The 24,836-nt window shown below is 68.5% G+C and carries 25 protein-coding genes; 12 read left to right on the top strand and 13 right to left on the bottom strand.

Annotation, left to right across the window (positions count from 1 at the left end):
• Positions 1-255: IS256 family transposase (locus tag H512_RS0109240; RefSeq protein ID WP_026783215.1), on the top strand; the 255-nt coding region annotated here is incomplete at its 5' end.
• Here H512_RS0109240 and H512_RS27885 read toward each other — a convergent pair.
• Positions 186-599, bottom strand: a complete 414-nt coding sequence (locus H512_RS27885) for a VOC family protein (RefSeq protein WP_156899436.1) — start codon at positions 597-599, stop codon at positions 186-188. The two genes, H512_RS0109240 and H512_RS27885, sit on opposite strands and share 70 nt — an antisense overlap.
• A gap of 153 nt (positions 600-752) precedes the next feature.
• On the opposite strand from H512_RS27885, the gene H512_RS0109235 reads away from it, so the two are divergent.
• The 3 genes from H512_RS0109235 to H512_RS0109225 all read left to right on the top strand — a co-directional run bounded on the left by H512_RS0109235 (position 753) and on the right by H512_RS0109225 (position 3,631).
• A complete protein-coding gene (locus H512_RS0109235) occupies positions 753-1,763 on the top strand; it encodes an L-threonylcarbamoyladenylate synthase (protein ID WP_036790799.1) in 1,011 nt (336 codons plus the stop codon).
• 255 nt (positions 1,764-2,018) lie between these two features.
• Positions 2,019-2,948 (top strand): histone deacetylase family protein, encoded by a 930-nt coding sequence (locus tag H512_RS0109230; protein ID WP_026783213.1) that lies wholly within the window; start codon positions 2,019-2,021, stop codon positions 2,946-2,948.
• Positions 2,949-3,439: 491 nt separating this feature from the next.
• On the top strand, positions 3,440-3,631 hold the full coding sequence (locus tag H512_RS0109225; protein WP_026783212.1) for a hypothetical protein: 192 nt from the start codon (positions 3,440-3,442) through the stop codon (positions 3,629-3,631).
• Positions 3,632-3,847: 216 nt separating this feature from the next.
• Here the strand turns inward: H512_RS0109225 and H512_RS0109220 are convergent, their stop codons facing one another.
• A complete protein-coding gene (locus tag H512_RS0109220) occupies positions 3,848-4,417 on the bottom strand; it encodes a copper chaperone PCu(A)C (protein WP_026783211.1) in 570 nt (189 codons plus the stop codon).
• Positions 4,418-4,531: 114 nt separating this feature from the next.
• On the bottom strand, positions 4,532-4,915 hold the full coding sequence (locus H512_RS0109215; RefSeq protein WP_026783210.1) for a hypothetical protein: 384 nt from the start codon (positions 4,913-4,915) through the stop codon (positions 4,532-4,534).
• A gap of 300 nt (positions 4,916-5,215) precedes the next feature.
• On the opposite strand from H512_RS0109215, the gene H512_RS0109210 reads away from it, so the two are divergent.
• Both H512_RS0109210 and H512_RS0109205 read left to right on the top strand, forming a co-directional pair.
• Entirely contained in the window at positions 5,216-6,193 is a 978-nt protein-coding gene (locus H512_RS0109210; RefSeq protein ID WP_026783209.1) for a magnesium transporter CorA family protein, read from the top strand.
• A 103-nt stretch (positions 6,194-6,296) separates the two neighbouring features.
• Positions 6,297-6,680, top strand: a complete 384-nt coding sequence (locus H512_RS0109205; RefSeq protein ID WP_036790796.1) for a hypothetical protein — start codon at positions 6,297-6,299, stop codon at positions 6,678-6,680.
• A 317-nt stretch (positions 6,681-6,997) separates the two neighbouring features.
• Here the strand turns inward: H512_RS0109205 and H512_RS0109200 are convergent, their stop codons facing one another.
• The 6 genes from H512_RS0109200 to pdxH form a co-directional block, all read right to left on the bottom strand.
• Positions 6,998-8,038, bottom strand: coding sequence for a helix-turn-helix domain-containing protein (locus H512_RS0109200; RefSeq protein ID WP_026783207.1), 1,041 nt, complete (start codon positions 8,036-8,038; stop codon positions 6,998-7,000).
• Positions 8,039-8,173: 135 nt separating this feature from the next.
• The gene (locus tag H512_RS0109195) at positions 8,174-10,126 is read right to left on the bottom strand and encodes a bifunctional 2',3'-cyclic-nucleotide 2'-phosphodiesterase/3'-nucleotidase (RefSeq protein WP_026783206.1); all 1,953 of its coding nucleotides are present in this window, start codon (positions 10,124-10,126) and stop codon (positions 8,174-8,176) included.
• A gap of 90 nt (positions 10,127-10,216) precedes the next feature.
• A complete protein-coding gene (locus tag H512_RS0109190; protein ID WP_026783205.1) occupies positions 10,217-10,921 on the bottom strand; it encodes a GNAT family N-acetyltransferase in 705 nt (234 codons plus the stop codon).
• Positions 10,922-10,942: 21 nt separating this feature from the next.
• Positions 10,943-12,865, bottom strand: a complete 1,923-nt coding sequence (gene dxs / locus H512_RS0109185; protein WP_026783204.1) for a 1-deoxy-D-xylulose-5-phosphate synthase — start codon at positions 12,863-12,865, stop codon at positions 10,943-10,945.
• A 142-nt stretch (positions 12,866-13,007) separates the two neighbouring features.
• Positions 13,008-13,253: an exodeoxyribonuclease VII small subunit gene (locus H512_RS0109180; RefSeq protein WP_026783203.1), complete on the bottom strand. Its 246-nt coding sequence runs from the start codon at positions 13,251-13,253 to the stop codon at positions 13,008-13,010.
• 19 nt (positions 13,254-13,272) lie between these two features.
• Positions 13,273-13,881 (bottom strand): pyridoxamine 5'-phosphate oxidase, encoded by a 609-nt coding sequence (gene pdxH / locus H512_RS0109175; protein ID WP_026783202.1) that lies wholly within the window; start codon positions 13,879-13,881, stop codon positions 13,273-13,275.
• Positions 13,882-14,122: 241 nt separating this feature from the next.
• On the opposite strand from pdxH, the gene H512_RS0109170 reads away from it, so the two are divergent.
• Both H512_RS0109170 and H512_RS25735 read left to right on the top strand, forming a co-directional pair.
• Positions 14,123-15,115, top strand: a complete 993-nt coding sequence (locus H512_RS0109170) for a DnaJ C-terminal domain-containing protein (RefSeq protein ID WP_026783201.1) — start codon at positions 14,123-14,125, stop codon at positions 15,113-15,115.
• A complete protein-coding gene (locus H512_RS25735; protein ID WP_026783200.1) occupies positions 15,112-15,894 on the top strand; it encodes a DUF1499 domain-containing protein in 783 nt (260 codons plus the stop codon). The genes H512_RS0109170 and H512_RS25735 overlap by 4 nt, the downstream gene beginning before the upstream one ends.
• A 99-nt stretch (positions 15,895-15,993) precedes the next feature.
• Here H512_RS25735 and H512_RS0109160 read toward each other — a convergent pair whose 3' ends face one another.
• Positions 15,994-16,839 carry an MBL fold metallo-hydrolase gene (locus H512_RS0109160; RefSeq protein ID WP_026783199.1) on the bottom strand — a complete coding sequence of 282 codons (846 nt, stop codon included), beginning with the start codon at positions 16,837-16,839 and terminating at the stop codon, positions 15,994-15,996.
• A 359-nt stretch (positions 16,840-17,198) separates the two neighbouring features.
• Between H512_RS0109160 and H512_RS23270 the strand changes: the two genes are divergently transcribed.
• From H512_RS23270 to H512_RS0109140, 3 genes are read left to right on the top strand one after another with little or no spacing between them, the layout of a single operon-like run.
• Positions 17,199-18,494: an MFS transporter gene (locus tag H512_RS23270; RefSeq protein ID WP_084798391.1), complete on the top strand. Its 1,296-nt coding sequence runs from the start codon at positions 17,199-17,201 to the stop codon at positions 18,492-18,494.
• Positions 18,495-18,535: 41 nt separating this feature from the next.
• Positions 18,536-19,270: a TlyA family RNA methyltransferase gene (locus H512_RS0109145; protein ID WP_026783198.1), complete on the top strand. Its 735-nt coding sequence runs from the start codon at positions 18,536-18,538 to the stop codon at positions 19,268-19,270.
• Positions 19,263-20,495 carry a class I SAM-dependent RNA methyltransferase gene (locus tag H512_RS0109140; RefSeq protein ID WP_026783197.1) on the top strand — a complete coding sequence of 411 codons (1,233 nt, stop codon included), beginning with the start codon at positions 19,263-19,265 and terminating at the stop codon, positions 20,493-20,495. Before H512_RS0109145 ends, H512_RS0109140 begins: the two co-directional genes overlap by 8 nt.
• Positions 20,496-20,558: 63 nt before the next feature.
• Here H512_RS0109140 and ald read toward each other — a convergent pair whose 3' ends face one another.
• The gene (ald, locus tag H512_RS0109135) at positions 20,559-21,674 is read right to left on the bottom strand and encodes an alanine dehydrogenase (RefSeq protein WP_026783196.1); all 1,116 of its coding nucleotides are present in this window, start codon (positions 21,672-21,674) and stop codon (positions 20,559-20,561) included.
• A gap of 166 nt (positions 21,675-21,840) precedes the next feature.
• Between ald and H512_RS0109130 the strand changes: the two genes are divergently transcribed.
• Entirely contained in the window at positions 21,841-22,299 is a 459-nt protein-coding gene (locus H512_RS0109130) for an Lrp/AsnC family transcriptional regulator (protein ID WP_026783195.1), read from the top strand.
• Positions 22,300-22,305: 6 nt separating this feature from the next.
• On the opposite strand, the gene H512_RS23265 is transcribed toward H512_RS0109130, so the two are convergent.
• Together H512_RS23265 and aroC are read right to left on the bottom strand one after the other, a co-directional pair.
• Positions 22,306-23,544: a metal-dependent hydrolase family protein gene (locus tag H512_RS23265; protein WP_053239709.1), complete on the bottom strand. Its 1,239-nt coding sequence runs from the start codon at positions 23,542-23,544 to the stop codon at positions 22,306-22,308.
• Positions 23,545-23,564: 20 nt separating this feature from the next.
• Positions 23,565-24,683, bottom strand: coding sequence for a chorismate synthase (aroC, locus tag H512_RS0109120; RefSeq protein ID WP_026783194.1), 1,119 nt, complete (start codon positions 24,681-24,683; stop codon positions 23,565-23,567).
• Positions 24,684-24,836: the final 153 nt, after the last annotated feature.

Raw genomic sequence — 24,836 nt, 5'->3', positions numbered from 1 at the left:
TACATGACCTTTCCCAGGCAGCACTGGACCAAGCTTCACAGCACAAACCCCATCGAACGTCTCAACGGCGAGATCAAACGACGGACAGAGGTCGTCGGCATCTTTCCCAACGATGACGCAATCGTCAGACTCGTCGGGGCGCTGCTGCTCGAACAAAATGACGAGTGGGCCGTCCAGCGGTCCCGCTACATGACACTTGAGACCATCGCCACGATGAGCGATGATCCGCTCATCAGCCTGCCAGCGGCAAGCTGACACGTTCCCGGCTCTGTCCGGAAGGCACGGCGAGCGCCGAAGCTACACCACGCCCTGGGACACGATCCTGCCTTGGAACACAGGTGATCCACATCGGAGACTTCAATCTGAAGGTTGATGCCCCTTCCAAATGGATATTCCAGCAGGGCGGTACGAAAACGCCGCCCCGGTCCCTGCGCTTCCTGCAGCATCAAATGCACCTCGCCGCGCAAGAGATAGGCAAAGCGCTCTTCCGGCCTTTCGGCATGGATCCGGAAGCCGAGAACCGTTTGATAGAAGGACAGGGAACGGTTCAGGTCGGAAACATCGAGTTCCGGAACGACGGGTGGAGTGACGGATGTCATTTCGTATTCCATCTCCGAGCCATGCGATCATGGATCAAAAGCCAAATCGCAAGCCATGACCACCCCCTTCCCTCCCGGCCTTGACGCCGCCATAGATTGGTCCCACACAATCGGCTTCGGGCGGGCCAGAGCCGCCCCATCGCAGGACCCTCCGTGCCCCACCGTTCCCAAGAGCTTGCCCGCATCGAAGCGGCGACCGACGCGGCGATCCGCCTTGCCGCCGATCACATTCGGCGGGGCGATCTCGTCGCCTTCCCGACCGAGACCGTCTACGGCCTCGGCGCCGACGCGACGCGCGGCGAGGCCGTCGCTGCCATCTACGAGGCCAAGGGCCGGCCCTCCTTCAACCCGCTGATCGCCCATGTGGCCGGTGTCGACATGGCCGCAACTCTGGTCGATTTCGATCCGCTGTCGCGGCATCTGGCCGAGACCTTCTGGCCGGGGCCGCTGACGCTGGTGCTGCCGGCGCGGCCGGACTGCCCGGTTTCCTCGCTGGCCACCGCCGGTCTCGACACGCTCGCCGTGCGCATGCCAGCGCACCGGGTGGCGCTCGACCTGATCGTCGCCGCCGGCGTGCCAATCGTCGCGCCGAGCGCCAATGTCTCCGGCCACGTCAGCCCGACCTCCGCCGCCCACGTCTATGGCGACCTCTCCCGCCGCATTCCGCTGATCCTCGACGGCGGCCGCACCGAGGTCGGCCTCGAATCGACCATCCTGCAGGTGCAGGGCGGCATTCCCTATCTGCTCCGGCCGGGCGGGCTGGCCCGCGAGGAGATCGAGGCGGCGGCCGGCCTCACCGTTGTCCGCTCGGAAGGCGACCCGTCGGCCGCGCCGGTGGCGCCCGGCATGCTCGCCTCCCACTACGCCCCCCGCGCCCGCGTGCGACTCGACGTGCATCGCGTCGAGCCGGGCGAGGCGCTGCTCGCCTTCGGCGGCGCGCCGGTCCGCGGCGTCGGCGAGGCGGCGCGCGTCCTCAACCTCAGTCCGTCGGGCAACCTGCGCGAGGCGGCGGCCAACCTGTTCGACATGCTGCGCCGCGTCGACGGCGACGACATTTCCGGCATTGCCGTGGCGCCGATTCCCGCCAATGGCCTCGGCGAGGCGATTCGCGACCGTTTGACCCGGGCGGCGGCGCCGCGCGACCGGAACGGCTTCGGTTCCTGATCGTTCCGTTGCGGAATCGGAACGCCGGTCTCCCGCTGGCCGGCGCGCGGCATACCGCCGTGGTCGAAACTCGGCATCGCCGCCAGGGAAGCTGCACGCCTTCTCGACGCCTACATCCATCTGACGGCCCGGCTGTCCGTCTCCGGTTGGCACACCGCTAAGCCTTCCCGCCACTTGACGGCGCGGCGCCGGCGGGGTCCTCTGTCTCCGGATTTTCACGGACACCAGAGGCGTCCCTCCGGAGACCGTCGCACCTTGCGGACACTTTTTCTGAGCCACCCGCGCTATCGCGACCACCTTGCCCCGCCCAACCATCCCGAGCAGCCCGAGCGCATTGCCGCCATCGAGCAGCGGCTGGAGGGCGAGGCGTTCCAGCATTTGATCCGCGATCTGGCACGGCCGGTCACCGACGAGGAGATCCAGCGCGTCCATCCGGCCGCCTATGTCGACCACATCCGCATCCAGGCGCCGCACGACGGCCTGATGTCGATCAGCAACGACACCATCCTGTCGAACGGCACCTACGAGGCGGCACGGCTGGCGGCCGGCGCCGCCTGCCTTGCCGTCGACGAGGTGATGACCGGCCTCGTCGACAACGCCTTTTCCGCCGCCCGGCCGCCCGGCCACCACGCCAGCGCCCGGCACGCCATGGGCTTCTGCTTCTTCAACCATGCCGCCGTCGCCGCCCGCCATGCCCAGGCGGCGCACGGCGCCGAGCGCGTCGCCATCGTCGACTTCGACGTCCATCACGGCAACGGCACGCAGAACATCTTCCAGGCCGACGCAACGGTGTTCTACGCCTCGATCCATCAGGCGCAGTTGTTCCCCGGTACCGGCGAGGCGTCGGAAACCGGCGCTGCCGGCAACATCCTCAATGTGCCGCTCAACGCCGGCGCCAACGGCGCCGTGGCGCTCGCCGCGTTCAACGATCGCATCCTGCCGGCCGTCGCGGCCTTCCGTCCCGACCTCCTGGTGCTGTCGGCCGGTTTCGATGCGCATTTCCGCGATCCGCTTGCCGATCTCAACTTTGTCGAGGGCGATTATGCCGTCCTCACCCGCGCACTGATGGAGGTCGCCGACCGCGTCTGCGGCGGCCGCATCGTCTCGCTGCTCGAGGGCGGCTACGACATCGACGCGCTCGGCCTGTCGGCCGCCGCCCATGTGTCCGCGCTGATGGGGCATTGAAAGGTGCGAAGAACGTTGACCGGCGGGGAGAGGAATTGCGTTTACTTCCGGCTGCCGCGAGTCCTCGCGACGGCGCCCGACGTTTTCGCCCTGCCCTGCCGGACGACGATTTTTACCGTGCGATCGATGATTTCTGCATTCCGCTGGTGGCCGCCGCGCCAGTAGGCAGGCGTTCCAGGCGACCGAACAGCTTTTGCTTAAATTGCCGTTAAGTTTTTCTTGCTATTGTCAGGTGCTTTGCAGAGAGCTGAATACTTGTTCAGCTTTTGACCATGATGAGGGGCAAAGCAAATGTCGCATTTTGGTCACGCCTCTGAAAATCTAGTCCGACGTAGTGGGAAACCCGAAGCGTGCGAATGCTGCCTGCCCTTGTTCGGCCTCATTCGCGGGCTTAATATATGACCGTCGAAGGCGTGATTTAAACACGACGCTCCCGAACGAATACATAATACAAACCACGTATCCCGGTGACCGGGCAGGACGGAACCCAGATGGTCAAGCAGGCTGACGCTGTCAACAAAGGTCAGATCCAACAAGGCAGCGAAATCGAACTCGATGCTCAGTATCATGAGATCGGCATTCCCGCGGTGAATGCTGCCGCGCGCGCCATGCGCCGCCAGGTGCAGCAGAAGGACTACACGACCGGTCAGCAGACCGCGCCGATGTTCTCTTACGAGGACTGATCGATCGGCTTTCCGGGGCCGGCGCCCTCCGTGGCCGGCCCGGCGGGCGACTTTCTTCCAGCTTGGTCCGAAGGCTTGGCGCGATTGGCCGTCTGCGGCTTGTCGCGTGAGGTGGGTTTATGCCCTCGGAACACAGGCGGACGACTACGAAAACGGCCGGAGCGGCGTGCTCCGGCCGTTTCGCTTTCAGGCGGCGGGTGATCCGCGGTCCCGTGGTCAGCCGCCGTGGCCGGCCTTGCCCATCTCGCCGCCGTCCATCGGCATGGCGCCATGGCCGCCGGTCTTGTGGCCCTTGGCCGTGGCGTCGATCGCCTCGACGGCGAACTCCACCGGCACCTCGCCGGCCTTCTCGAACACCAGCGAGCCCTTCACCTTGGCGCCAGCCTCGAGCGGGGCGCTCAGTTCCATGAACATCAGGTGGTAGGAGCCCGGCTTCAGCTCGACGGTGCTGCCGGCCGGGATGTCGAGGCCGCCGTCGAGCTTGCGCATCTTCATGACGTCGCCTTCCATCTTCATCTCGTGCACCTCGGTGCGGCCGGCCAGCGCGAAGCTGCCGCCGATGAGCTTGTCCGCCTCGCTGCCGGCGTTGACGATGGCGACGAAGCCGCCGCCCATCTCGGCGCCTTTCGGCGTGGCGCGCGTCCACGGATGCTTCAGGGTCAGCTCCCCGGCCTTGAACTCGTGGGCGACGGCCGGTTCGGCCGCGAAGCCCGAGACGGCGGGCAGCGCCGCGAGGAGGCCGGCAACCAGCGCGGCGCGGAATAGTTTGCGGGAATTCTGCAACATGGGAAACCTCTGTCATTGACGGCCGATCGCCTGTGGCGCCGGCGGGCCGGCGCTTCAGGCCGGCGCGATGCACGCGAAGACGGCCTCCGCATCCTGTGGCGTGGCCGGTATCGGTCAGGCGAGGCGGGGCGGCGCCCGTTGCGGCGGCGGCTCGCCCTCGGGCACGAGGCGGACGGTCGTCGTCGCCAGGATGCGGCGCAGCGGCAGCACGACCTCGACCGGCGCAGGCTGCGCGGCCGCCTGTGGCGGAAGGCCGGCGGCGGGAACCAGGCAGCAGATCAGGCAATCGACCGATACCGTGGACTTTTCCGGCTGGTCATCGGCGGCCTGCGGCATCGCGGAACAGAGGGAGTGAACGATCACCGACGGCGCAGACGCCTCGGCGCGGACCAGCGCGACCGGCACCAGCATCGGCAGCAGCAGCGTGTAGGCCAGCAGGACGCGCAGCACGTCGCGTCCCAGTCCCGCCAGTTCCCGTCGCCAGCCGCCGCGCGCCATGCTCTCCTCGCCTCTCCATCCGACGAAACACTTATCAGATCGCCTAGGCGGCGCAAGGCTGCAACGGCGCGGAAAGCCCGAGGGGCGGCGGCCGACGCGGAACAGAAAACAGCCGGGCAATCGCCTGAAGACCATTGCCCTGTGCAAGGATAGGCGGGAAAGACTCGACCGCCGCCGTGCCCCCGTATAGACAGACGAACGGCGGCGCTTTCCTTCGGGGGAGACGCGGCCGCATTCGGAGACATTGCCCATCGCCAAGCGAACCGGCCTCGCGAAGGCCGGAGATTCCGGACGTTGCCCATGCTCAACGCCTTCCATCCCGTCGGCGACAAGCTCGAGTACGCGCCCAACTGCGGCGCGCTGGTGCCGGATCAGCACACGCTCTGGATCGACCTGATGACGCCGACGCGCGACGAGGAGCTGGCGGTGGAGCGGTTCATCGGCGCCGAGCTGCCCACCCGCGCCGAGATGGAGGAGATCGAGCCGTCGAGCCGCCTTTCGGCGGTGAACGACGTCCTCTATCTCACCGCCGCCCTGCCCTGCCGCGCCGGCGGCAACGATCCGGGCATCACCGTCGTCACCTTCGTGCTCACCGAAAAGCACCTCGTCACCGTCCGCTACGACGAGCCGGGCACCATCCCGCTCGCCATCAAGAACGTGACGACGGCGGGCGCCAACGTGACGACCTCGCACGGCGCGCTACTCACCATCCTGGAGGCGGCCATCGACCGGCTCGCCGACGTCATCGAGCAGTCGGGCGCCCGCATCGAGACCATTGCCCGCCGCGTGTTCGAGGACGATTCGCGCACCTCGCCGACCGGCGACCGCTACAAGAGCTCGCTGAGGCGCATCGGCCGCGAGGGCCTGCGGCTCGGCCATTTCCAGGAGAGCCTGATCTCGCTCTCCCGCCTCCTGCTGTTCCTCACCGCCAAGATGGAAGGGACGCGCTACTCCAAGGAGGATGTCGCCCGCCTGAAGCCGATGAAGAGCGACGTCACCGCGCTGGCCGACCATTGCCGCGGCCAGGAGGAGCGCATCACTTTCCTGCTCGACGCGACGCTCGGCCTGATCTCGATCCAGCAGAACGACACCATCAAGATCTTCTCGGTTCTCGCGGTGATCTTCATGCCGCCGACGCTGGTGGCCAGCTTCTACGGCATGAACTTCAAGTTCATGCCCGAACTCGACTGGAGCTACGGCTATGTCTGGGGCGTCGCGGCAATGATCCTGTCGGCGGCCGGCACCTATGGCCTGTTCCGCTGGAAGCGTTGGCTGTGAGCGGCGCGAAACCGGGGGACAACGCTGCCATCGGTTGATTCAGATTAAGGTTGCATCCACGGGGCTGCTAGAACGGGATGTCTTCGATATCCGGGGAACATCCATGTCCATCCCATTGAAGCAACTCGCCATCGGCGCGTTCGCCGTTCTCTTCGCCATGGCCGGCGTGGCTCGGGCCGAAACCTTCACCAAACTGACGCAGCAGGGCTACACGCTCGGCAAGCTCACCACGGGAAGGTCGGGCCTGCCCGGCTGGATCGCTTCGAACGGCACAAAGCAGTATTTCTGCAAGATGAACGCCTACCGCGCCTATGTCGGCACGACGGGCATGATCATCTTCTCGACCAGCGGGCGGCCGATCGAGGTGAACCGCACCATCTACGAGGCGGGGACCGGCGGTTTCGATCCGACGGTCCCACAGTTGAGCGACCTCAAGGCGGGCCGTGTCAAGCCGGCCGCCGTCGGCAACTGCCTGCCGCTGTCCTGATCCGGTCGCAGGCGACATTCGCAGGGCCGGAAAGAAAATCGAGGCGGTTGCGCCGGGCGGGTCTGCCGGAGTTTAAAATTGCCGTTACTAGGATTTGTCCGAAAGACTTGAAAACGCCTGATGAAAATTGCTTGCCGCCAGATCGCCGCCGGTCAACCGCCTCGATGAGCCCGATCGTCTCGGGACCGCCGTTTCATCGCATGCGGCGCGACGGATTCCTATGGCTTACTACGTAATGGCGCGGAAATGGTCATTCCGTGCCACGCATCCCGCAGCCCGTGTCACCGCTTCTCAGGTTAAGGAAGACGGCCGCCGGGTCAGCGGCCGGCGCTGCCGATCCAGCGCGTCCATTCGGTCTCCGGCAGGGCGCCGGCCACCTCGGACAAGCTGCGGCCGGTGGCGGCAAGCTGCCGCACCTCGCGCGGCGACAGGCCGTATTCGCGGCGGAACGCCCGGCTGAAATTCTCGGCGTTGGCAAAGCCGTGGGCGCTGCCGATCTCCGAAATCGTCAGGTGCCGCCACTCGGGCGCGCGCAGCGCCAGCAGCGACCGTTGCAGCCGGCGGCGATTGACGTAGGTGGCAAAGCCGCCCACCGGCTCGAACAGCCGATAGGCCTTGCGCCGCGACAGGCCGAAGGCGGCGAGCACGCCATCGAGCGTCAGGCCGGGATCGAGCAACCGTTCCTCGACATGCCGCCGCACGGCGACGAACTGCGCCAGATTGACGCCGGCCATGCTGCGTTCGTCGACATGGCCGTTGATGGCGGCGGCGGCGAGGTCGAGGAGCGGCGGCAGCGCCGCCTCGGCCTCGCGGCGCGACATGCCGTCGATCTGGCCCTGGAAGCTCTTCAGGCTGTCGCGGAACAGCGATACCAGCGGCAGCCCGGCCGGAATGACGCGCATGTGGACGCCGTCCGGGCCGTCGAGCCGCGGCGTCATCAGCCGGCGCGGCACGACGAGGCTGATCTGGTCGTGGTCGCTGGTGGAGGTCGCCAGCGGCTGGGCCATGTCGATGACATAGAGATCGCCCTCGCCCGCCACCTCGGCATTGCTGCCGCGCGTGGCGCTCTGTCCGCGCAGGTAGAACTGCAGCAGATAGCCGTCCATGCCGTCGCGGGCGATCTTGTAGCGGGAGCGGTCGAAATCCTGCGCCGTCGCCTTCAGCCGGCCGAGCGCCACCTCGCCCATGAAGGCGGCGTCGACGCTGGCGAAAAAGCCATCCTCGACGCCTTTCCGCGAGCGGGAATCGAAGATGACGCCGATCGCCTCGTTCCAGGTCGGCAGGGCGAGATGGGCCGGCAGGGCGCGGCTGTCGAAACGGGACCGCAACAGCTTCGGTTCGGGCGAAACGGCGCTCATCTGGGATTGGCGCTCCGGTCGGCAAAAAGGAACCGATAATCGGGGCAAATACTTACAGAGAATTCGGCCGGATGCAAGCAGGCGCCCGGCGGAAACGCCGGGGGCCTGTCGCCTTTCGCCATTCGCGCGAGCGGCTTACCCCACCCTGAGGCGATATTTCGCAAATCCCTCGCCGGCGTCGCCGACCTTCTCCACCGTTACGCCGGCCGGCACGGTGTCGAGCGTGGCGTTGGGCGAATCGGGGAACACGAGGTTGACGCCGTCGGGCAGTTTGGCGATCGACCAGTTGCCGTCGGCCGACGGATCGATCGTCTTGTTCTCGACGATGTAGCGGACGATGACGTCGCGGTTGGTGTCCGGTCCCTGGAACACCACCGTCGAGCCGTCGGCGCCGGGGAAGTGGCCGCCGCCGCCGGCCCGGTAGTTGTTGGTCACCACAAGGAATTCCTGGCCCGGTTCGACCGGCTTGCCCTTGTAGGCGAGATCGACGATGCGGTGGGCATCCGGCGCCACCAGCTTGCCGTCGTTGTCGTAGCGCTTCGCCTCGGTGACGTCGATACGGTAGGTGACGCCGTCGATGACATCGTAATTGTAGGAGGGGAAGGACGTGTCGATCAGCGCCTGCTCGTCCGTCCTGGTCGGATCGATGCGGTTGAAGATGCCGGCCGAACGCTCCAGCCACTCGCGCACCTGTTCGCCGGTGACCTTCACGATGCGGATGGTATTCGGATAGAGGTAGATGTCGGCGACATTCTTGATGGCGATCGGCCCCTTGGGCACGAAGGTATAGTAGTCCGGCCCGGACCGGCCGCCGCACTTGAAGGGCGCCGCCGCCGACAGGATCGGCAGGTCGGGCAGGCCGGCCGCCCTCGCCTGCCGGGCGCCGTACCAGAGTTGCGCCTGGGAGACGATCTGCACCGACGGATCGTCGGCGACCAGCGCCCAGTAGCTCGATATGGCGGCCGAGGTCTCGCCCACCGGCCGGCGGACGTAGTCGAGCGTCGCCTCGTGGTCGTCCTTGACGGCGGCGAGCACGGCCGGCACGGCATCGACCTTGGCGAAGATCTTCTTGTCGGCCGTGCGCTCGTAGATCGGCCGGGCCTCGACCCGGAAGCCGCTGACCTTCCAGCCGTCGCCGGCCTTGGCCAGATCGAGGTCGATGACGCCGAGGTGACTGCCCCAGAAGCCGGGCATCACCGCCGGCACGCCATTGAGCGTGCCCTTGTCGATATCGGCGCCGTCGATGCCGGCGAAGTCCTTGCCGGGGAACACCAGATGCTGGTGGCCGGTGAAGATGACATCAATGCCCGGCACCCTTGAGAGGAACAGCGCGGCGTTCTCCTCGCGGCCCGCCCGCTCGCCACCGGCGATGCCGGAATGGCAGAGCGCCACCACCACGTCGGACTGCTGACGCAGCTCCGGCAGGTATTTTCCGGCGGCATCGACGATGTCGATGGTGGTGGCCTTGCCGTCGAGGTGGTCCTTGTCCCACTCGGCGATCTGCGGCGGCACGAAGCCGATGACGCCGATGCGCAGCACGTGCTCGGCGCCGGTCGAGTCGGTCACCTTGGCGTCGAAGACGCGCGTCGGTTCGACCAGCGGCGTGCCGTCGGTCTTCAGCACGTTGGCGCAGACCACCGGGAACTCGGCGCCGGCCAGCGCCTTGCCGAGGAAGTCGAGGCCGTAGTTGAACTCGTGGTTGCCGAGCGTGCCGCAGAGATAGCCGAGGCCGTTCATCGCCGCGACGATCGGGTGCTTGGCGCCCTCGGGGATGCCCTTCTCGTAGGCGACATAGTCGCCGAGCGGGCTGCCCTGGATCAGGTCGCCGTTGTCGAACAGGATCGTGTTGCGCACCTCGTCGCGGGCGGCGGCGATCAGCGCCGCCGTCTTGGCGAGGCCGACGGTGTCGTCCGCCTTGTCGCGGTAATAGTCATACGGGTAGACGTTGACGTGGAGATCGCTGGTCGCCATCAGCCGCAGGCGGATGGCCGGCTCTGCGGCGAGGGCGAAACGGGGCGCGAAGGTGGCGAGCGCGCCGGCGGCGGTGGCCAGCAGCAGGTCGCGGCGGCTGAGACGGTGGATCGGCATGGCGGCGAGTCTCCGGGATTGACGGCTTGCCGTCTAGCCAACGCTCTTGTCGTTGCCGTGACAAGGGCCGAGATGCCGGGCCAGCTGAAATCACCGCAAATCTTCGAGCCGCCGCTTCTGCCGGCCGTCGGCGTCGAAGTTGTCCGGCCTCAGCCATGCCTCGAAAGCGGCCTTCAGCGCCGGCCATTCGCCGTCGATCACCGAGAACCAGGCGGTATCGCGGTTGCGGCCCTTGTTGATCACCGCCTGCCGGAAGGTGCCCTCGTAGGTGAAGCCCAGCCGCTCGGCCGCCCGCATCGACGGCGCGTTCAGCGCGTTGCACTTCCATTCGTAGCGGCGGTAGCCGAGGCCGTCGAAGGCGTTTTTCATCAGAAGATACTGCGCCTCGGTGGAGACGGCCGACCGCTGCATCAGCGGCGACCAGGTCACCCAGCCGACCTCGATGACGCCGTTCGCCGGATCGATGCGCAGATAGGCGAACACACCGACCGCCTTGCCGCTCGCCTTGTCCACCACCGTGAAGAACAGCGGGTCCTCGGAAGGGATGATCGCCCCGATCCAGCCGGCCAGCTCCGCCTCGGTGGCGAAGGGGCCGACGCCGAGATAGGTCCACATGCGGCCGCTTGCATCAGTCGAGAAGGCGGCGAACAGGTCGGGGACATGGTCGAGCGACGGCGGCTCCAGCCGCACCGTCCGGCCGTCCAGCACCATTCGCGACGGCCGGGGACGCGTCGTCCAGCCTTCGACCACCGGTCCGACTGGCGCACTGCCGCCATCCGATTCCAGAATGCCCATCACCCGGCCCCCCAAACCCAGCTACTTGCCGACGGCGCCGGCCAATTCGACCCGGTCGCGGCCGAGCGCCGCCAGCACCGCCTGGACGATGCCGCGCGCGTCGAGGCCGGCGGCGGCATACATGCGCTCCGGCTTGTCGTGATCGACGAAGGCGTCGGGCAGCGTCAGGGCGCGGAAGCGGAAACCGCGGTCGAAGCGGCCGTCGTCGATCAGCGCCTGCGCCACCATGCTGCCGAAGCCGCCGGCCGAGCCTTCCTCGACGGTAACAAGCAGTTCGTGGTGGGCGGCGAGCCGGCGGATCAGCTCGCGGTCGAGCGGTTTCGCAAAGCGCGCGTCGGCCACGGTGGCCGGCAGGCCGAAGGTGGCGAGTTCCTCGGCCGCCTTCAGTGCCTCGGCAAGGCGGGTGCCGAAGGACAGGATCGCCACCTTGCCGCCGTCGGCGACAACGCGGCCGCGGCCGATCTCCAGAATCTGTCCGCGCGCCGGCATATCGACACCAACGCCCTCGCCGCGCGGATAGCGGAAGGCGATCGGGCCGCCATCATAGGCCACCGCCGTCGCCACCATGTGGCGGAGTTCCGCCTCGTCGCCGGGCGCCATCACCACCATGTTGGGCAGGCAGGCGAGGAAGGCGGTGTCGAAGGCACCGGCGTGCGTGGCGCCGTCGGCGCCGACAAAGCCGGCCCGGTCGATCGGCAGGCGGACGGGCAGGTTCTGCAAGGCGACGTCGTGCACCACCTGGTCGTAGGCGCGTTGCAGGAAGGTCGAGTAGAGGGCGCAGAACGGCTTCAGGCCCTCGGTGGCCATGCCAGCGGCGAAGGTGACGGCGTGCTGCTCGGCGATGCCGACGTCGAACATGCGGTCGGGGAAGACTTCGGCGAACAGGTCGAGCCCGGTGCCGGCCGGCATGGCGGCGGTGATGCCGACGATGCGCTCATCGCGCCGTCCCTCGTCGACCAGCGTTTCGCCGAACACGCGGGTGTAGCTCGGCGCGTTGGCTTTGAGCTGCATCTGGGCGCCGGTGACCACGTCGAAGCGGCCGACGCCATGATACTTGTCGGCGGCGGCCTCGGCCGGCGGGTAGCCCTTGCCCTTCTTGGTGACGACGTGCAGCAGCACCGGCCCGTCCTTGGCCTTGCGGACGTTGCGCAGCACCGGCAGCAGATGGGAGAGATTGTGCCCGTCGATCGGGCCGACGTAGTAGAAGCCCAGTTCCTCGAACAGCGTGCCGCCGGTCAGGAAGCCGCGGGCGAATTCCTCGGCCTGCTGCGCCTTCTGGCGGAGGCTGCGCGGCAGGTTGAAGGCGAGCTGCTTCATCGCCTCGCGCAGCGTGAGATAGGTGGGGCCGGAGACGAGGCGGGCCAGATAGGCGCTCATGGCGCCGGTCGGCGGGGCGATCGACATGTCGTTGTCGTTGAGGATGACGACGAGGCGGCTGTCCATGGCGCCGGCGTTGTTCATCGCCTCGTAGGCCATGCCGGCCGACATGGCGCCGTCGCCGATGACGGCGACCACCTGGTTGTCCTCGCCCTTCAGGTCGCGCGCCACCGCCATGCCGAGGCCGGCCGAGATCGAGGTGGAGGAGTGGCCGGCGCCGAACGGGTCGAACGGGCTTTCAGAGCGCTTGGTGAAGCCGGAGAGGCCGCCGCCCTGGCGCAGCGTGCGGATGTCGCCGCGCCGGCCGGTCAGGATCTTGTGCGGATAGGCCTGATGGCCGACGTCCCAGATCAGCCGGTCGCGCGGGGTGTCGAACACGGCGTGCAGCGCCACCGTCAGCTCAACGACGCCCAGCCCGGCGCCGAGGTGGCCGCCGGTCACCGATACCGCGTCGATCATCTCGGCGCGCAGCTCGGAGGCAAGCTGCTCCAGCTCGCCGAGCGAGAGCAGCTTGAGGTCGTCGGGCGACGACAGCCTGTCGAGAAGCGGGGTGACGGGACGCGGCAATCCGAATAATTCCGTGAAACTACGAGGGTGAATGCCTCTCCCCTCAAATATCAGTCAATCACAGTCACTTCAATTCGCGATGCCGGTTATCGGCGCCGATTGCGGCAAATGCGCGAGCGGCCTTGCGAATTTCGCCGGCGCCTCACTCGCGATCGAGCGGCTCGGTGCCGGCGGCCGAGCCGTCGCCGGCGATGCGGATCTTCTCCACCTTGGCCTCGGCGGCCTTCAGGAGGCCGTCGCAGTGCTTGCGGAGCGCGTCGCCGCGCTCGTAGATGGAGATGCTCTCCTCGAGCGGCACCGAGCCCTGTTCGAGGCGGGCGACGATGCCTTCCAGTTCCTTCAGCGCCTGCTCGAAGCTGAGGGCGGCGACGTCGGTGGCTTGGGTCATGGCGGCGGCCTTTCGTCGGTCAGGGATAGAGGCGGGTGCGTGTCCAGCCGCCGTTGCCGTCGGGCAGGAAGCGGACGCGGTCGTGCAGGCGGAACATCCCGTCGCGCCAGAATTCGATGGCCGTCGGCGACGCGCGCAGGCCCGACCAGTAGTCGGGACGCGGCACGGCGCCGACGCCGAACTTGAAGCCCCATTCGGCCACCGCCTTTTCAAGGGCGAAGCGGCTTTCGAGCGGGCGCGACTGCTTCGACGCCCAGGCGCCGATGCGGCTGCCGCGGTCGCGACTCTGGAAATAGGCGTCGGCCTCCTCCTTCGCCACCGCGGAAACGGTGCCGCGCACCCGCACCTGGCGCTTGAGGCTTTTCCAGTGGAACAGCAGCGCCGCCTTGCCGGTCTTCAGGATCTGCTCGCCCTTGGCGGAGCCGAAGTTGGTGTAGAAGACGAAGCCGCGCGTGTCGAAGCCCTTCAGCAGTACCATGCGGGCGTCCGGCATGCCGTCCTCGTCAACGGTGGCGAGCGCCATGGCGTTTGGATCGTTGGGCTCGCTTTTCTCGGCTTCCTTCATCCAGGCGACGAACAGCTGGTACGGCTCGGAAGCCTCGGTGAAGTCGGGTTCGGTTGCGGACATCTCTCGTCGGCGCCTCGTCGTGCTGTCCGGCCGGCGGCCAGATTCGCGCCAGCATCCGACCGGCATATAGCCTCATCCCGGCCGGCGACAACCTCCGATCCGGTCCGCCGAAAAGATTTTGTCAAAACGATCCGGCCCGTATAATGGCTCACTCTGGAACGGACCGTGATCGGGCATTACATGCTTGGCAGACCAAGGGCGCCGTTCGGCGCCGTCATCCAATCGAGAAGGGCCAACCCGCATGCGTGATCCGTATGAGGTCCTGGGCGTGCCCAGGAGCGCCGACGAAGCAACGATCAAGAAGGCTTATCGCAAGCTTGCCAAGCAGCATCATCCCGATGCCAACAAGAACGACCCGCGTTCCAAGGAACGCTTCTCCGAGATCACCTCGGCCTACGAGATCGTCGGCGACAAGGACAAGCGCCGCCAGTTCGACGCCGGCGAGATCGGCGCCGACGGCAAGCCGCGCTTCACCGGTTTCGAGGGCTTCGGCGGTGCCGGGGCCGGCGGCGGCATGGGCGGCGGCGGTTTCCGCCAGGCCGGCGGCCGCGCCACCGACGACATCCTGCATGACATCTTCGGCGACGCCTTCTCCAACTTCGCCAGCGGCTCGGCCCGCGGCACGCGCGGCAGCCGCCGCGGCGGCTTCTCCGGGTTCGAGGGCTTCTCGACCGGCGGCGCGGCCGGCGCTGGCGCGGCATCCGCCAAGGGCGCCGACGTCATGGTGACCGCCCGCGTCCGCCTCGAGGACATCGTCGGCTCCGGCAAGGTGCGCGTCACGCTGCCCAACGGCAAGACGCTCGACGCCAAGATCCCGGCCGGCTTCGAGCCGGGCCAGCAGCTCCGCCTGAAGGGCCAGGGCGGCGAGGGCACGCCGCCGGGCGACGCCATCGCCATCCTGGTCTACGAGCCGCACGCCCTGTTCCGGCCGGACGGCTACAATCTCCGCCTCGACCTGCCGGTGACGCTCGACGAGGCGGTGCTCGGCGGCAAGGTGCGGGTACCGACGCTGGAGGGCGCCGTCGACATGACCATCCCGGCCGGCGTCACCGGTTCCAAGGCGTTCCGCCTGCGCGGCAAGGGCTTGCCCGACAAGGGCGGCGTGCGCGGCGACATCTTCGTCACGCCGCGCATCGTGCTGCCGGACGGCGCCGATGCCGGCCTCGAGAAGCTGATGGAGCGCTGGCGCGAGATGCGGCCTTACGACGTGCGCGGACCGGAATTCTCCTCATGAGCCGTCTGCCGCCGCTGCCGCTGCCCCCGGCACGCGGCGCCCGAACCGCGCGTTTCTTCGCCAGTCTTGCCGTCATGGTGATGGTGGTGGGAATCGCTTCCCGCCATCTCGACTTCATTTCGAGCGGCAGCATGTATGGCGCCGTGGGCGCCGGCCTGCTGCTTGGCGTGCTGGCGATCGCCATACTGGCGGTGACGTTTCGCGACATCTGGCGCGAGGGACGACGGGGAGCGGGCAGCGCCTTCGGCACGCTGCTGCTGATCATCGTCGCCTTCTCGCCGCTGATCGGCGCCGTTGTCGCCTATGTCGCCTACCCTGCCCTCGACAGCGTCTCCACCGACACCGACGATCCGCCGGCCCCGCCGGCCGGCTTCTCGCAGGTGGCGCTGCCGATCGACCTGCGCGCCCGGCCCGACGAGGCGGCGGCGTTGCAGGACGACGCCTATCCCGACCTGACGACGCAGGCGGCCGATCTCTCCACCGTCGAGGCCTATGCCCTCGCCCGGCAGACCGTTGATGATCTCGGCTGGCCGATCCGGCTGGCCGAGGAGCCTGACACCGAGGCGGCGAGCGGCCGCATTGAAGCGGAAGCGCGGTCGCTGGTGCTCGGCACGCAGGAGGACGTCGTCGTTCGCATCCGTCCCGGCGACGGCGGCAGCCGCATCGACATCCGCTCGCTGAGCCGGGTGGCCATGCCCGACCTCGGAGAGAACGCCCGCCACGTCGGCGACTTCATCGCCCGCTTCGCCGAGGTATCGCGGCGGCAGGTGAACAACTAGAGCATTTCCGGTGAAATCAGGTTCACCGGAAATGCTCTATCTATTTGTTTCGACGCAATTCCGGACGCAAAACCGGTTCCCGCTTTTGCTGGAATTGCTCTAGCAGCGGCTCAGCCGGTCGCCGCTCCGTCTCACCAGCCCCCGCTCTTCCAGCCAGTCGGTTTGAGCCTTGACCGAGGCCGCGGCGGCATCGGCGAGCGCCGGATCGAGGCCGATGTAGACGGCGGCGACGATCTCGCGAAGGGTTCTCGCCTTACTGTCGAGCGCCCTGAGGATGGCCGCCTCGCGCGCCAGACGATGGCGCTTCAGTTCCTCGACGCGAGCCAGCCCGTCGGTCACCGGGCCGCCGTGCCCCGGCAGATAGGTGCGGGCGCCGACGCCCACGAGGCGATCGAGCGAGGCCATGTAGTCGGCCATGCGGCCATCCGGCGGTACTACGACGCTGGTCGACCAGGCCATGACGTGATCGCCGGAAAACAACAGCCCCAAGCCGGCGAGATCGAACGACAGATGGCCAGCCGTGTGGCCGGGCGTGGCGATCGCCTGGAGCAGGCCGGCCGTCGTCTCCACGGTCTCGCCGTCGGCGAGCACCCGGTTCGGTCGATAGGGCGAACGGCCGGCGGTGTTGGGCGCCGCGCCGACCACCTCGGCGCCGGTCCGCCCGGCCAGCTGGCGGGCGGCGCCGCTGTGGTCGGCATGATCGTGGGTAACGACGATGCGGCGGATCGATCCGCCGGCCACCGCCATCAGCTCATCGACATGCGCCGCATCGTCAGGACCGGGATCGACGACGGTGATCTCGCCCTCGCCGAGGAGATAGCAGTTGGTGCCGCGGAAGGTCAGCGGCCCGCCGTTGCGGGCGGTCAGGCGCCGGACGCCCGGCGCCACCGGCTCGGCGACGCCATGCACGGGATCGAAATCGGCGACCGGCTGACCGGCGCTCATGCCGCCCTCCCCGGCTGGCAACCCGGGGCATGGCATGGCGCGCCATGGTCGCCCACGCGTGCGAGTGACTCCCGTTGGTGTCGCATGAGTCGTCCTGACTCCTCCTGAACCGACATGGACCAGCGCCCGACTGTCGCCGCCGCGCCGCAGCCGGCATTCAAGCTGCCGAATATGGCCGGGCCACGCTTGCATTTCCAGACGAACTGTCCCAAACCGATTCAAAATACAAAGTTCATGGAAACGCCGTAGAGATTCGCGACCTTCCGCGTCGTGACATCCATGCCGGTTGACGTCGGCGCGACCATCGCGACGGTCCGGCCGGCAGACATTGCCTTTTTGCCCGCACGCGAGTTCGATCCTTGACCAAGACCTTTGCCCCGCTCGTCTCGCTCCTGGCCGGCGTTGCCTTCCTGTTGTGCGGCAACGCGCTGCTCGGCACGATGATCCCGCTGCGCGGCCTCCACGAGCATTTCACGCCGGTGATCATCGGCCTGATGGGGTCGTCCTACAATCTCGGCTTCGTGGTCGGCTGCCTCGCCTGCCCCTATCTCATCCTGAGGGCCGGCCACATCCGCGCCTATTCGACGCTGGTATCGCTGGCCGCCGCCACCACGCTGATCCATCCGATGGTGGTCGACCCGCTGGTGTGGATCGGCGCTCGCGCCATCACCGGCTTCTGCCTGGCCGGCCTCTACCTGATCATCGAGAGCTGGCTCAACGACCGCGCCAGCAACGACAACCGCGGCCTGATCATGAGCGTCTACATCGTCGTCAACTTCCTGACGACCACCGCCGGCCAGCTGATGGTGTTGCTGTCGCCCATCGAGCATTTCGAGCTGTTCGCCGCCGCCTCGCTCTTGGTGTCGCTGGCCGTGGTGCCGGTGGCGCTGACCACCTCGGCGCAGCCGGCGCCGATCGCCATCGTGCAGTTCCGGCCGCTTCGTCTTCTGAAGATCGCACCGGTCGGCCTCACCGGCACCTTCATGATCGGCATCGCCAATGGCGCCTTCTGGTCGCTGGTCACCGTATTCGCCATCGGGCGGGGCATGTCGCCCGGCGGCGCGGCCGTCTTCCTGTCGATCGCCGTCATCGGCGGCGCGCTGATGCAGTGGCCGGTCGGCCGGCTGTCGGATGCCGTCGACCGTCGTCTGGTGCTGGCCGGGGTGATGGTGCTGTCGGCGACCGCCAGCCTGTTCACCGTATTGCTGCCGTTCGGCATCAGCGGCCTGTTCGTGATGGCCTTCCTGCTCGGCATGGTTGTGCTGACCAGCTACTCGGTGGCCGCCGCCCATGCCTATGACCGCGCCGAAAAGTCGGCCTATGTCGAGATGGCCACCGGCGTGCTGCTGGCCAACGGCGTCGGCGCGGTGTTCGGGCCGCTGATCGCCTCCTTCGCCATGGAGCGCTGGGGCGACGGCTCGCTGTTCGTGTTCATGGCGATCGTCGAGCTGATGCTGGCCGGCTTCATCGGCCTGCGCTGGCGCATCCGTCCGTCGCGGCCGGACGACCCGAAGGAAACCTTCGAGATCTTCTCCACCGCGCCGGTCGGCGGCGCCATTCCGCCGGAAGCGCCCTCGCCAGACGATCCCATCCTGCAAACGCCGGTGGTGCCGGCTCCCGGGTCGCGAGAACCGGCCGAAGCCGATTCACCCTGACGGGCCTTGCCAAAGTCCGGCTTCTCCCGCACATCAGCGGCATGGCAAAGACCCGCCTCGATCAGCTTCTCGTCGCCCGCGGCCTCGCGGACAGCCGCGCCAGGGCGCGCGACGCCATTTTGCGCGGCCACGTCACCGTCGGCGGCCGGCTGGCCGACAAGCCCGGCCTCAGCGTGGCCGACGATGCCGACCTCGCCATTACCGATCCGGCCGGCGCCTATGTGTCGCGGGCGGCGCTGAAGCTCATCGCCGGCCTCGACCATTTCGGCTTCGGCGTGGCGGGCCGCGACTGCCTCGACGTCGGCGCCTCCACCGGCGGCTTCACGGAGGTGCTGCTCGAACGGGGCGCCGCCCGCGTCGCAGCGCTCGACGTCGGCCATGGCCAGTTGCATCCGCGCCTCGTCGACGACCCGCGCGTCACCAATATCGAGGGCCTGAACGCCCGCGACCTCGCCGCAGGCGACCTGCCCTTTCCGCCCGAGGTGATCGTCTCCGACGTCTCCTTCATCTCCCTGACCCTGGCGCTGCCGCCGGCTCTGGCGCTCGCTCGCCGGCCGGCGGTCGGCGTCTTTCTGGTCAAGCCGCAGTTCGAGGCGGGGCGGCAGGCGATCGGCAAGGGCGGGCTCGTCGACGAGACGACCGGCCGCGATGCGGCAAACCGTGTCCGCGACGCCCTGGACGGCCGTCACGGCTGGCGCGTCCACGATCTCATCGCCTCGCCCATCCTCGGCGGCGACGGCAACCACGAATATCTTCTCGGAGCCAGCCTTGACTGAACTTCTGATCGAACGCCTCGGCCATCGCGGCGATGGCGTCGCCACCGCCGCCGACGGCCGGCCGCTATTCGTGCCCTACGCGCTGGCCGGCGAGACCATCGAGGCCGACATCGAGGGCGGCAGCGCCCGGTTGACGCAGGTCGTCGCCGCCTCGCCCGACCGCATCGATCCGGCCTGCCGGCACTTCGGCACCTGCGGCGGCTGCCTGCTCCAGCATCTCGCCCCTGCCCCTTATGCCGCCTTCAAGCGCCAACTGGTGATCGACGCGCTGGCCGACCGTGGCCTGGCGCCTGAGGTCGGCGAGGCGCGCGTCGTGCCGCCGCAGTCGCGCCGCCGCGCCACCTTCGCCGGCCTCATGGCCGGCCGGCGGCCGCTGGTCGGCTTCAACGAACGCGGCAGCCATCGCCTCGTCGCCATCGAGGAGTGTCCGGTGGTGAGGCCGCAGCTTCTCGACGCCCTGCCGGCGCTGACCGCTCTGACCGGCCTCGTCGCGCCGAGGAAGGGCGGGCTCGACCTTTCCGTGACGCTGACCGCCGGCGGTCTCGACGTGGCGGTGGCCGGCATCGCCGCCCGCGACGTCGAGCGGCTGCGCCTGCCGCTGATCGAGCTTGCGGCACGCTTCGACCTCGCCCGCCTGTCGGCCGGCAACGAGGCGATCGTCGAGCGGCGGCCGGCCGCGATCGACATCGACGGCGTTGCCGTGACGCTGCCGCCGGGCGGCTTTCTGCAAGCCTCCGCGGAGGCCGAGGCGATCATGGGCGAGCTGGTGACGGCCGCCATGCCGCTGAAGGCGAAGCGCGTTGCCGACCTCTTCTCCGGCGTCGGCACCTTTGCCCTGCGTCTTGCCCGCCAGGCCGAGGTGCTGGCCGCCGAAAGCGAAGCCGGCGCCGTGGCGGCGCTCGACCGGGCGGCGCGCGGCATGACCGGCCGCCACCGCATCACCGCCGAGCGGCGCGACCTCGCCCGCCGGCCGTTCGTCGAGAAGGAGCTGGAGAAGATCGACGCCGTGGTGTTCGATCCGCCGCGCGCCGGCGCCGCCGAGCAGAGCCTGTGGCTCGCCCGCTCCAAGGTGCCGACCGTCGTCGCCGTCTCCTGCAATCCGGCGACGCTCGCCCGCGACCTCCGCACCCTGGTCGACGGCGGCTACCGCATCGAAACCGTCACGCCGGTCGACCAGTTCCTGTGGTCGAGCCACGTCGAGGTGGTGGCGGTGCTGCGGCGCTGACGCATCGGCCCGACCGGCGGTACCATGGCCCGGCTGTTGCCGGGCCACCGATGCGTCGCAGGGTCAGGCCAGCGCTTCGGCCGGATCGAGATAGGCGAGGCCGAGGGCGTCGCTCACCGCCTTGTAGGTGATCTTGCCGGCATGGACGTTGAGGCCGTGGGCGAGATGGATGTCGTCGCGGCAGGCGTCCTTCCAGCCCTTGTCCGCCAGCGCCAGCACGAAGGGCAGCGTGGCGTTATTGAGCGCGAAGGTCGAGGTGCGGGCGACGCCGCCCGGCATGTTGGCGACGCAATAGTGGACGACGCCGCTCTCGATATAGGTCGGCGCCGAATGGGTGGTGGCGCGCGAGGTTTCCGAGGCGCCGCCCTGGTCGATGGCGACGTCGACGAAGGCCGAGCCCTTCTTCATCGAAGCGATCATCTGGCGGCTGATCAGCTTGGGCGTGCCGGCGCCCGGCACCAGCACCGTGGAGATGACGAGATCGGCGCCGGCCACCAGTTCGGCCACCGTGTCCCTGTTGGAATGGGCGGTCTTGATGCGCACGCCGAAGGTGGCGATGGCGCGGCGCAGCGCGTCGATCGAGTTGTCGACCAGCGTCACGTCGGCACCCATGCCCAGGGCGACGTGGGCGGCGTTGGTACCGGCGACGCCGGCGCCGAGGATCGCCACCTTGGCCGGCGCCACGCCGGCGACGCCACCGAGCAGGATGCCCATGCCGCCGGCGGCGTTCTCCAGCGCGGCGGCGCCCACCTGCGGCGCCATGCGGCCGGCCACTTCCGACATCGGCGCCAGGAGCGGCAGCGAGCCGTTCGGCGCCGTCACCGTCTCGTAGGCGATGCAGGTGGCGCCGGACTTCATCAGGTCCTCGGCCTGCTCCGGATCGGGCGCCAGATGGAGATAGGTGAACAGCGTCTGCCCCTCGCGCAGCTTCCGGCGCTCGACGGAAAGCGGCTCCTTCACCTTGACCACCATGTCGGCCTTGGCGAAGATTTCGTCGGGCGTGTCGACGATGGCGGCGCCGGCCGCCGCATAGGCGGCGTCGTCGATACCGATGCCGGCACCGGCCTTCTTCTCGATCATCACCTTGTGGCCGGCGGCGACAAGCTCGCGCACCGACGACGGCACGAGGCCGACGCGATCTTCGTGGTCCTTGATTTCCTTCGGCGTACCGACAAGCATTTTTATGTTCCCCTGCAGGTTTTGCCACCGGGTTATTGGCCCCGGTTCGGCATGACGCATATTTGGCCAGCCTTGGCGCAATTTCTTGCAGAGATTCGGCAGACCGGCGAGGAAAATCGGCATAAAATTCGGCCGTCTGCCCCTTGAAACGCAGGAAATTCAACACATGCGCCTCGACGCGACGGATCGTGCGATCCTGACCGCCCTGCAAGACGATGCCCGACCGACAAATGCCGAACTGGCGGATCGGGTTCACCTCTCAGCTTCGGCCTGCCTGAGGCGCACGCGCCTCCTTGAGGAGAGCGGCCTGATCGCCCGCTTCGTCGCCCTCCTCGATCCGCGGATCGCCGGCGTGCCCGGCACCGCCTATGTCTCGGTGACGCTCGACAGCCAGGGCCGCGCCGCCCTCGATCGCTTCGAGGCGGCGGTGCGCGCCATCCCGGAGATCACCGAGTGCTATCTCCTCGCCGGCCAGCACGACTATCTGCTGCGCGTCGTCTATCGCGACGCCGGCGACCTCGAACGCATCCACAGCGAGATCCTGACGCCGATGCCGGGCGTGGTGCGCGTGCAGTCGCAACTGACGCTCCGCACCGTGAAGCGCTCGACCCGGTTGCCGATCTGAGAGCCGTCAGACGCCGACCGCCCCGAACCGCAGGTGCATCCCCGCGTGCCCGGCCGGGCTGGCGCGGCCGTCGAGCACCGTGCGGCCGTCCTTCAGGATCAGCCGGTGGCCGGCCCGGTCGGCGACGGCGGCGATGTCGGCGAGCGGATCGCCGGCAACGACGACGATGTCGGCGGCAAAGCCCTCCCTCAGCCGGCCGCGATCGTCGAGCCGCAGCAGGTCGGCGGCGGTCGCCGTGCCGGCCTTCAGCGCGTCGGCCGGCTTCATCCCGGCGCTTACCATGTGGAACAGCTCCCAGGCGGCATTGCCGTGCGGATTGAAGGGCGTGCCGGTGTCGGCGCCCATGGCGATGCGGCCGCCGGCGTCGTAATAGGCCTTGAAGGACTTGCGGTGGCGCTCGGAGGCCCAGCGCGCCTTCTCCATCGCCCACTCCGGCACGCCGCCGGCGTTGCTCGCCAGGAGGCGCTGGAAGGGCATCAGCGTCGGCACCAGCACGACGTCGCGCGCCAGCATCTCGTCGATGCACTCCTCGTCGAGCAGCACGCCGTGCTCGATGGAACCGACGCCGGCCCGCACGGCGTTGAGCACGCCGGCCGGCGTCATGGCGTGCGAGGCGACCGGCCGGCCGAAGCGGCGGGCCTCGTTCACGCCGGCGGTCATCTCCTCGCAGGTGAACTGGGCGTGCTCCAGCCGGACGCCGGGGGTCAGCACGCCGCCGGTGGCCATCAGCTTGACGCAGTCGCAGCCGGCGTGAATCTGCTCGCGCACCGCCTTCACCACCTCGTCGGGGCCGTCGGCCTGACGGGCGATGAAATAGTTGGTACCGCCGGTCATGCAGATGAACTTGCCGGCGGCGCGCACGGTCGGGCCGAACACCCGGCCGGAATTGAAGGCGTCGCGCACCCGCAATTCGACATGGTCGATGCCGCCAAGATCGCGCAGCGAGGTGACGCCGCCGGCCAGCGACGCCAGCGCATTTTCGAGGCAGCGCAGCGTCAGCTCGACATGGGAGATGCCGGTGACGGCGGCGGCCGGGTTGAGTTCGCCGCCGAGCACCAGATGGGCGTGGCAGTCGATCAGGCCGGGCAGGATGGTCATGCCGGCGGCATCGATCGTCGGGCCGGCATAGCCGGCGAAAGCGGCGCCCGGCGCGATGCGGGCGATGCGGCCGCCCTCGACGAGCAGCGCATGGCCAGCCGGCAGCAGCGCCTCGCCGTCGAAGATCGCCCCGTTGATGAACAGCATCGTCAGCCTCCGGGGATTCCTCAGCGCAGCGGGAACGGCAGGGCACCGTCGCGGCCGGTCTGGGCTCTGTGGCGCAGCTTGTGGTCGGCCAGCACCAGCGCCATCATCGCCTCGCCCACCGGCACGGCGCGGATGCCGACGCAAGGGTCGTGGCGGCCGCGTGTCATCACGTCGACATCCGCTCCGGCCGCCGACACCGAGCGGCGGTCGGTGAGGATCGACGAGGTCGGCTTGACGGCGAAGCGCGCCACCACCGGCTGGCCGCTTGAGATGCCGCCAAGCACGCCGCCGGCGTGGTTGGAGCCGAACAGGATGGCGCCGTCATTGCCCATGCGCATCTCGTCGGCGTTCTCCTCGCCCGACAGCATGGCCGCCGCGAAGCCGTCACCGATCTCGACGCCCTTCACCGCGTTGATCGACATCAGCGCCGACGCGAGGTCCTGGTCGAGCTTGCCGTAGACGGGGGCGCCCCAGCCGGCCGGCACACCCTCGGCGACCAGTTCGATCACCGCGCCCACCGACGAGCCGGCCTTGCGCACGCGGTCGAGATAGGCCTCGAAGCGGGGAACGGCGGCAGCGTCGGGGCAGAAGAACGGATTGTTGCCCACTTCCTGCCAGTCCCAGTTGGCGCGGTCGATTTTCTCGGTACCGATCTGGACAAGGGCGCCGCGCACCGTCACACCGTCGATCACCTTGCGGGCGACGGCGCCGGCGGCGACGCGTGCCGCCGTTTCGCGGGCCGACGAGCGGCCGCCGCCGCGATAGTCGCGGATGCCGTATTTGAGGTCGTAGGCGACGTCGGCGTGGCCGGGGCGATACTTGTCGCGGATGTCGCCGTAGTCCTTGGAGCGCTGGTCGGTGTTGCGGATCATCAGCGAGATCGGCGTTCCCGTGGTGACCGGGCCGCCGGTGCGGTCGTCCTCGAACACCCCCGACAGGATCTCGACGAGGTCGTCCTCGCGCCGCTGCGTCACGAAGCGCGACTGGCCCGGCTTGCGCTTGTCGAGGAAGCCTTGGATGAACTCGGCCGTCAGCGGCAGGCCGGGCGGGCAGCCGTCGACGACGACGCCGAGCGCCGGGCCGTGGCTCTCGCCCCAGGTGGTGATGCGGAAGAGGTGGCCGAAGCTGTTGTGCGACATCGGAGGCCCTGCGGAAAGGGATGCGGCGCCCGCCGCGATGATCGGGCGCGACGATCTGGAATTTCTCTTATGGGGCGCGAGCGCTGCCGTCAAATGCGGGAGACTTTGCCGGCCGGCCGTGCCAGGGTGGCGCGGTCGAATCATCCATTCTCC

The organism is Pleomorphomonas koreensis DSM 23070 (assembly GCF_000425185.1).
GTDB classification, from domain to species: domain Bacteria; phylum Pseudomonadota; class Alphaproteobacteria; order Rhizobiales; family Pleomorphomonadaceae; genus Pleomorphomonas; species Pleomorphomonas koreensis.
The sequence above is the reverse complement of the archived record's forward strand: the minus strand, read 5'-3'. Positions and strand labels throughout refer to the sequence as shown.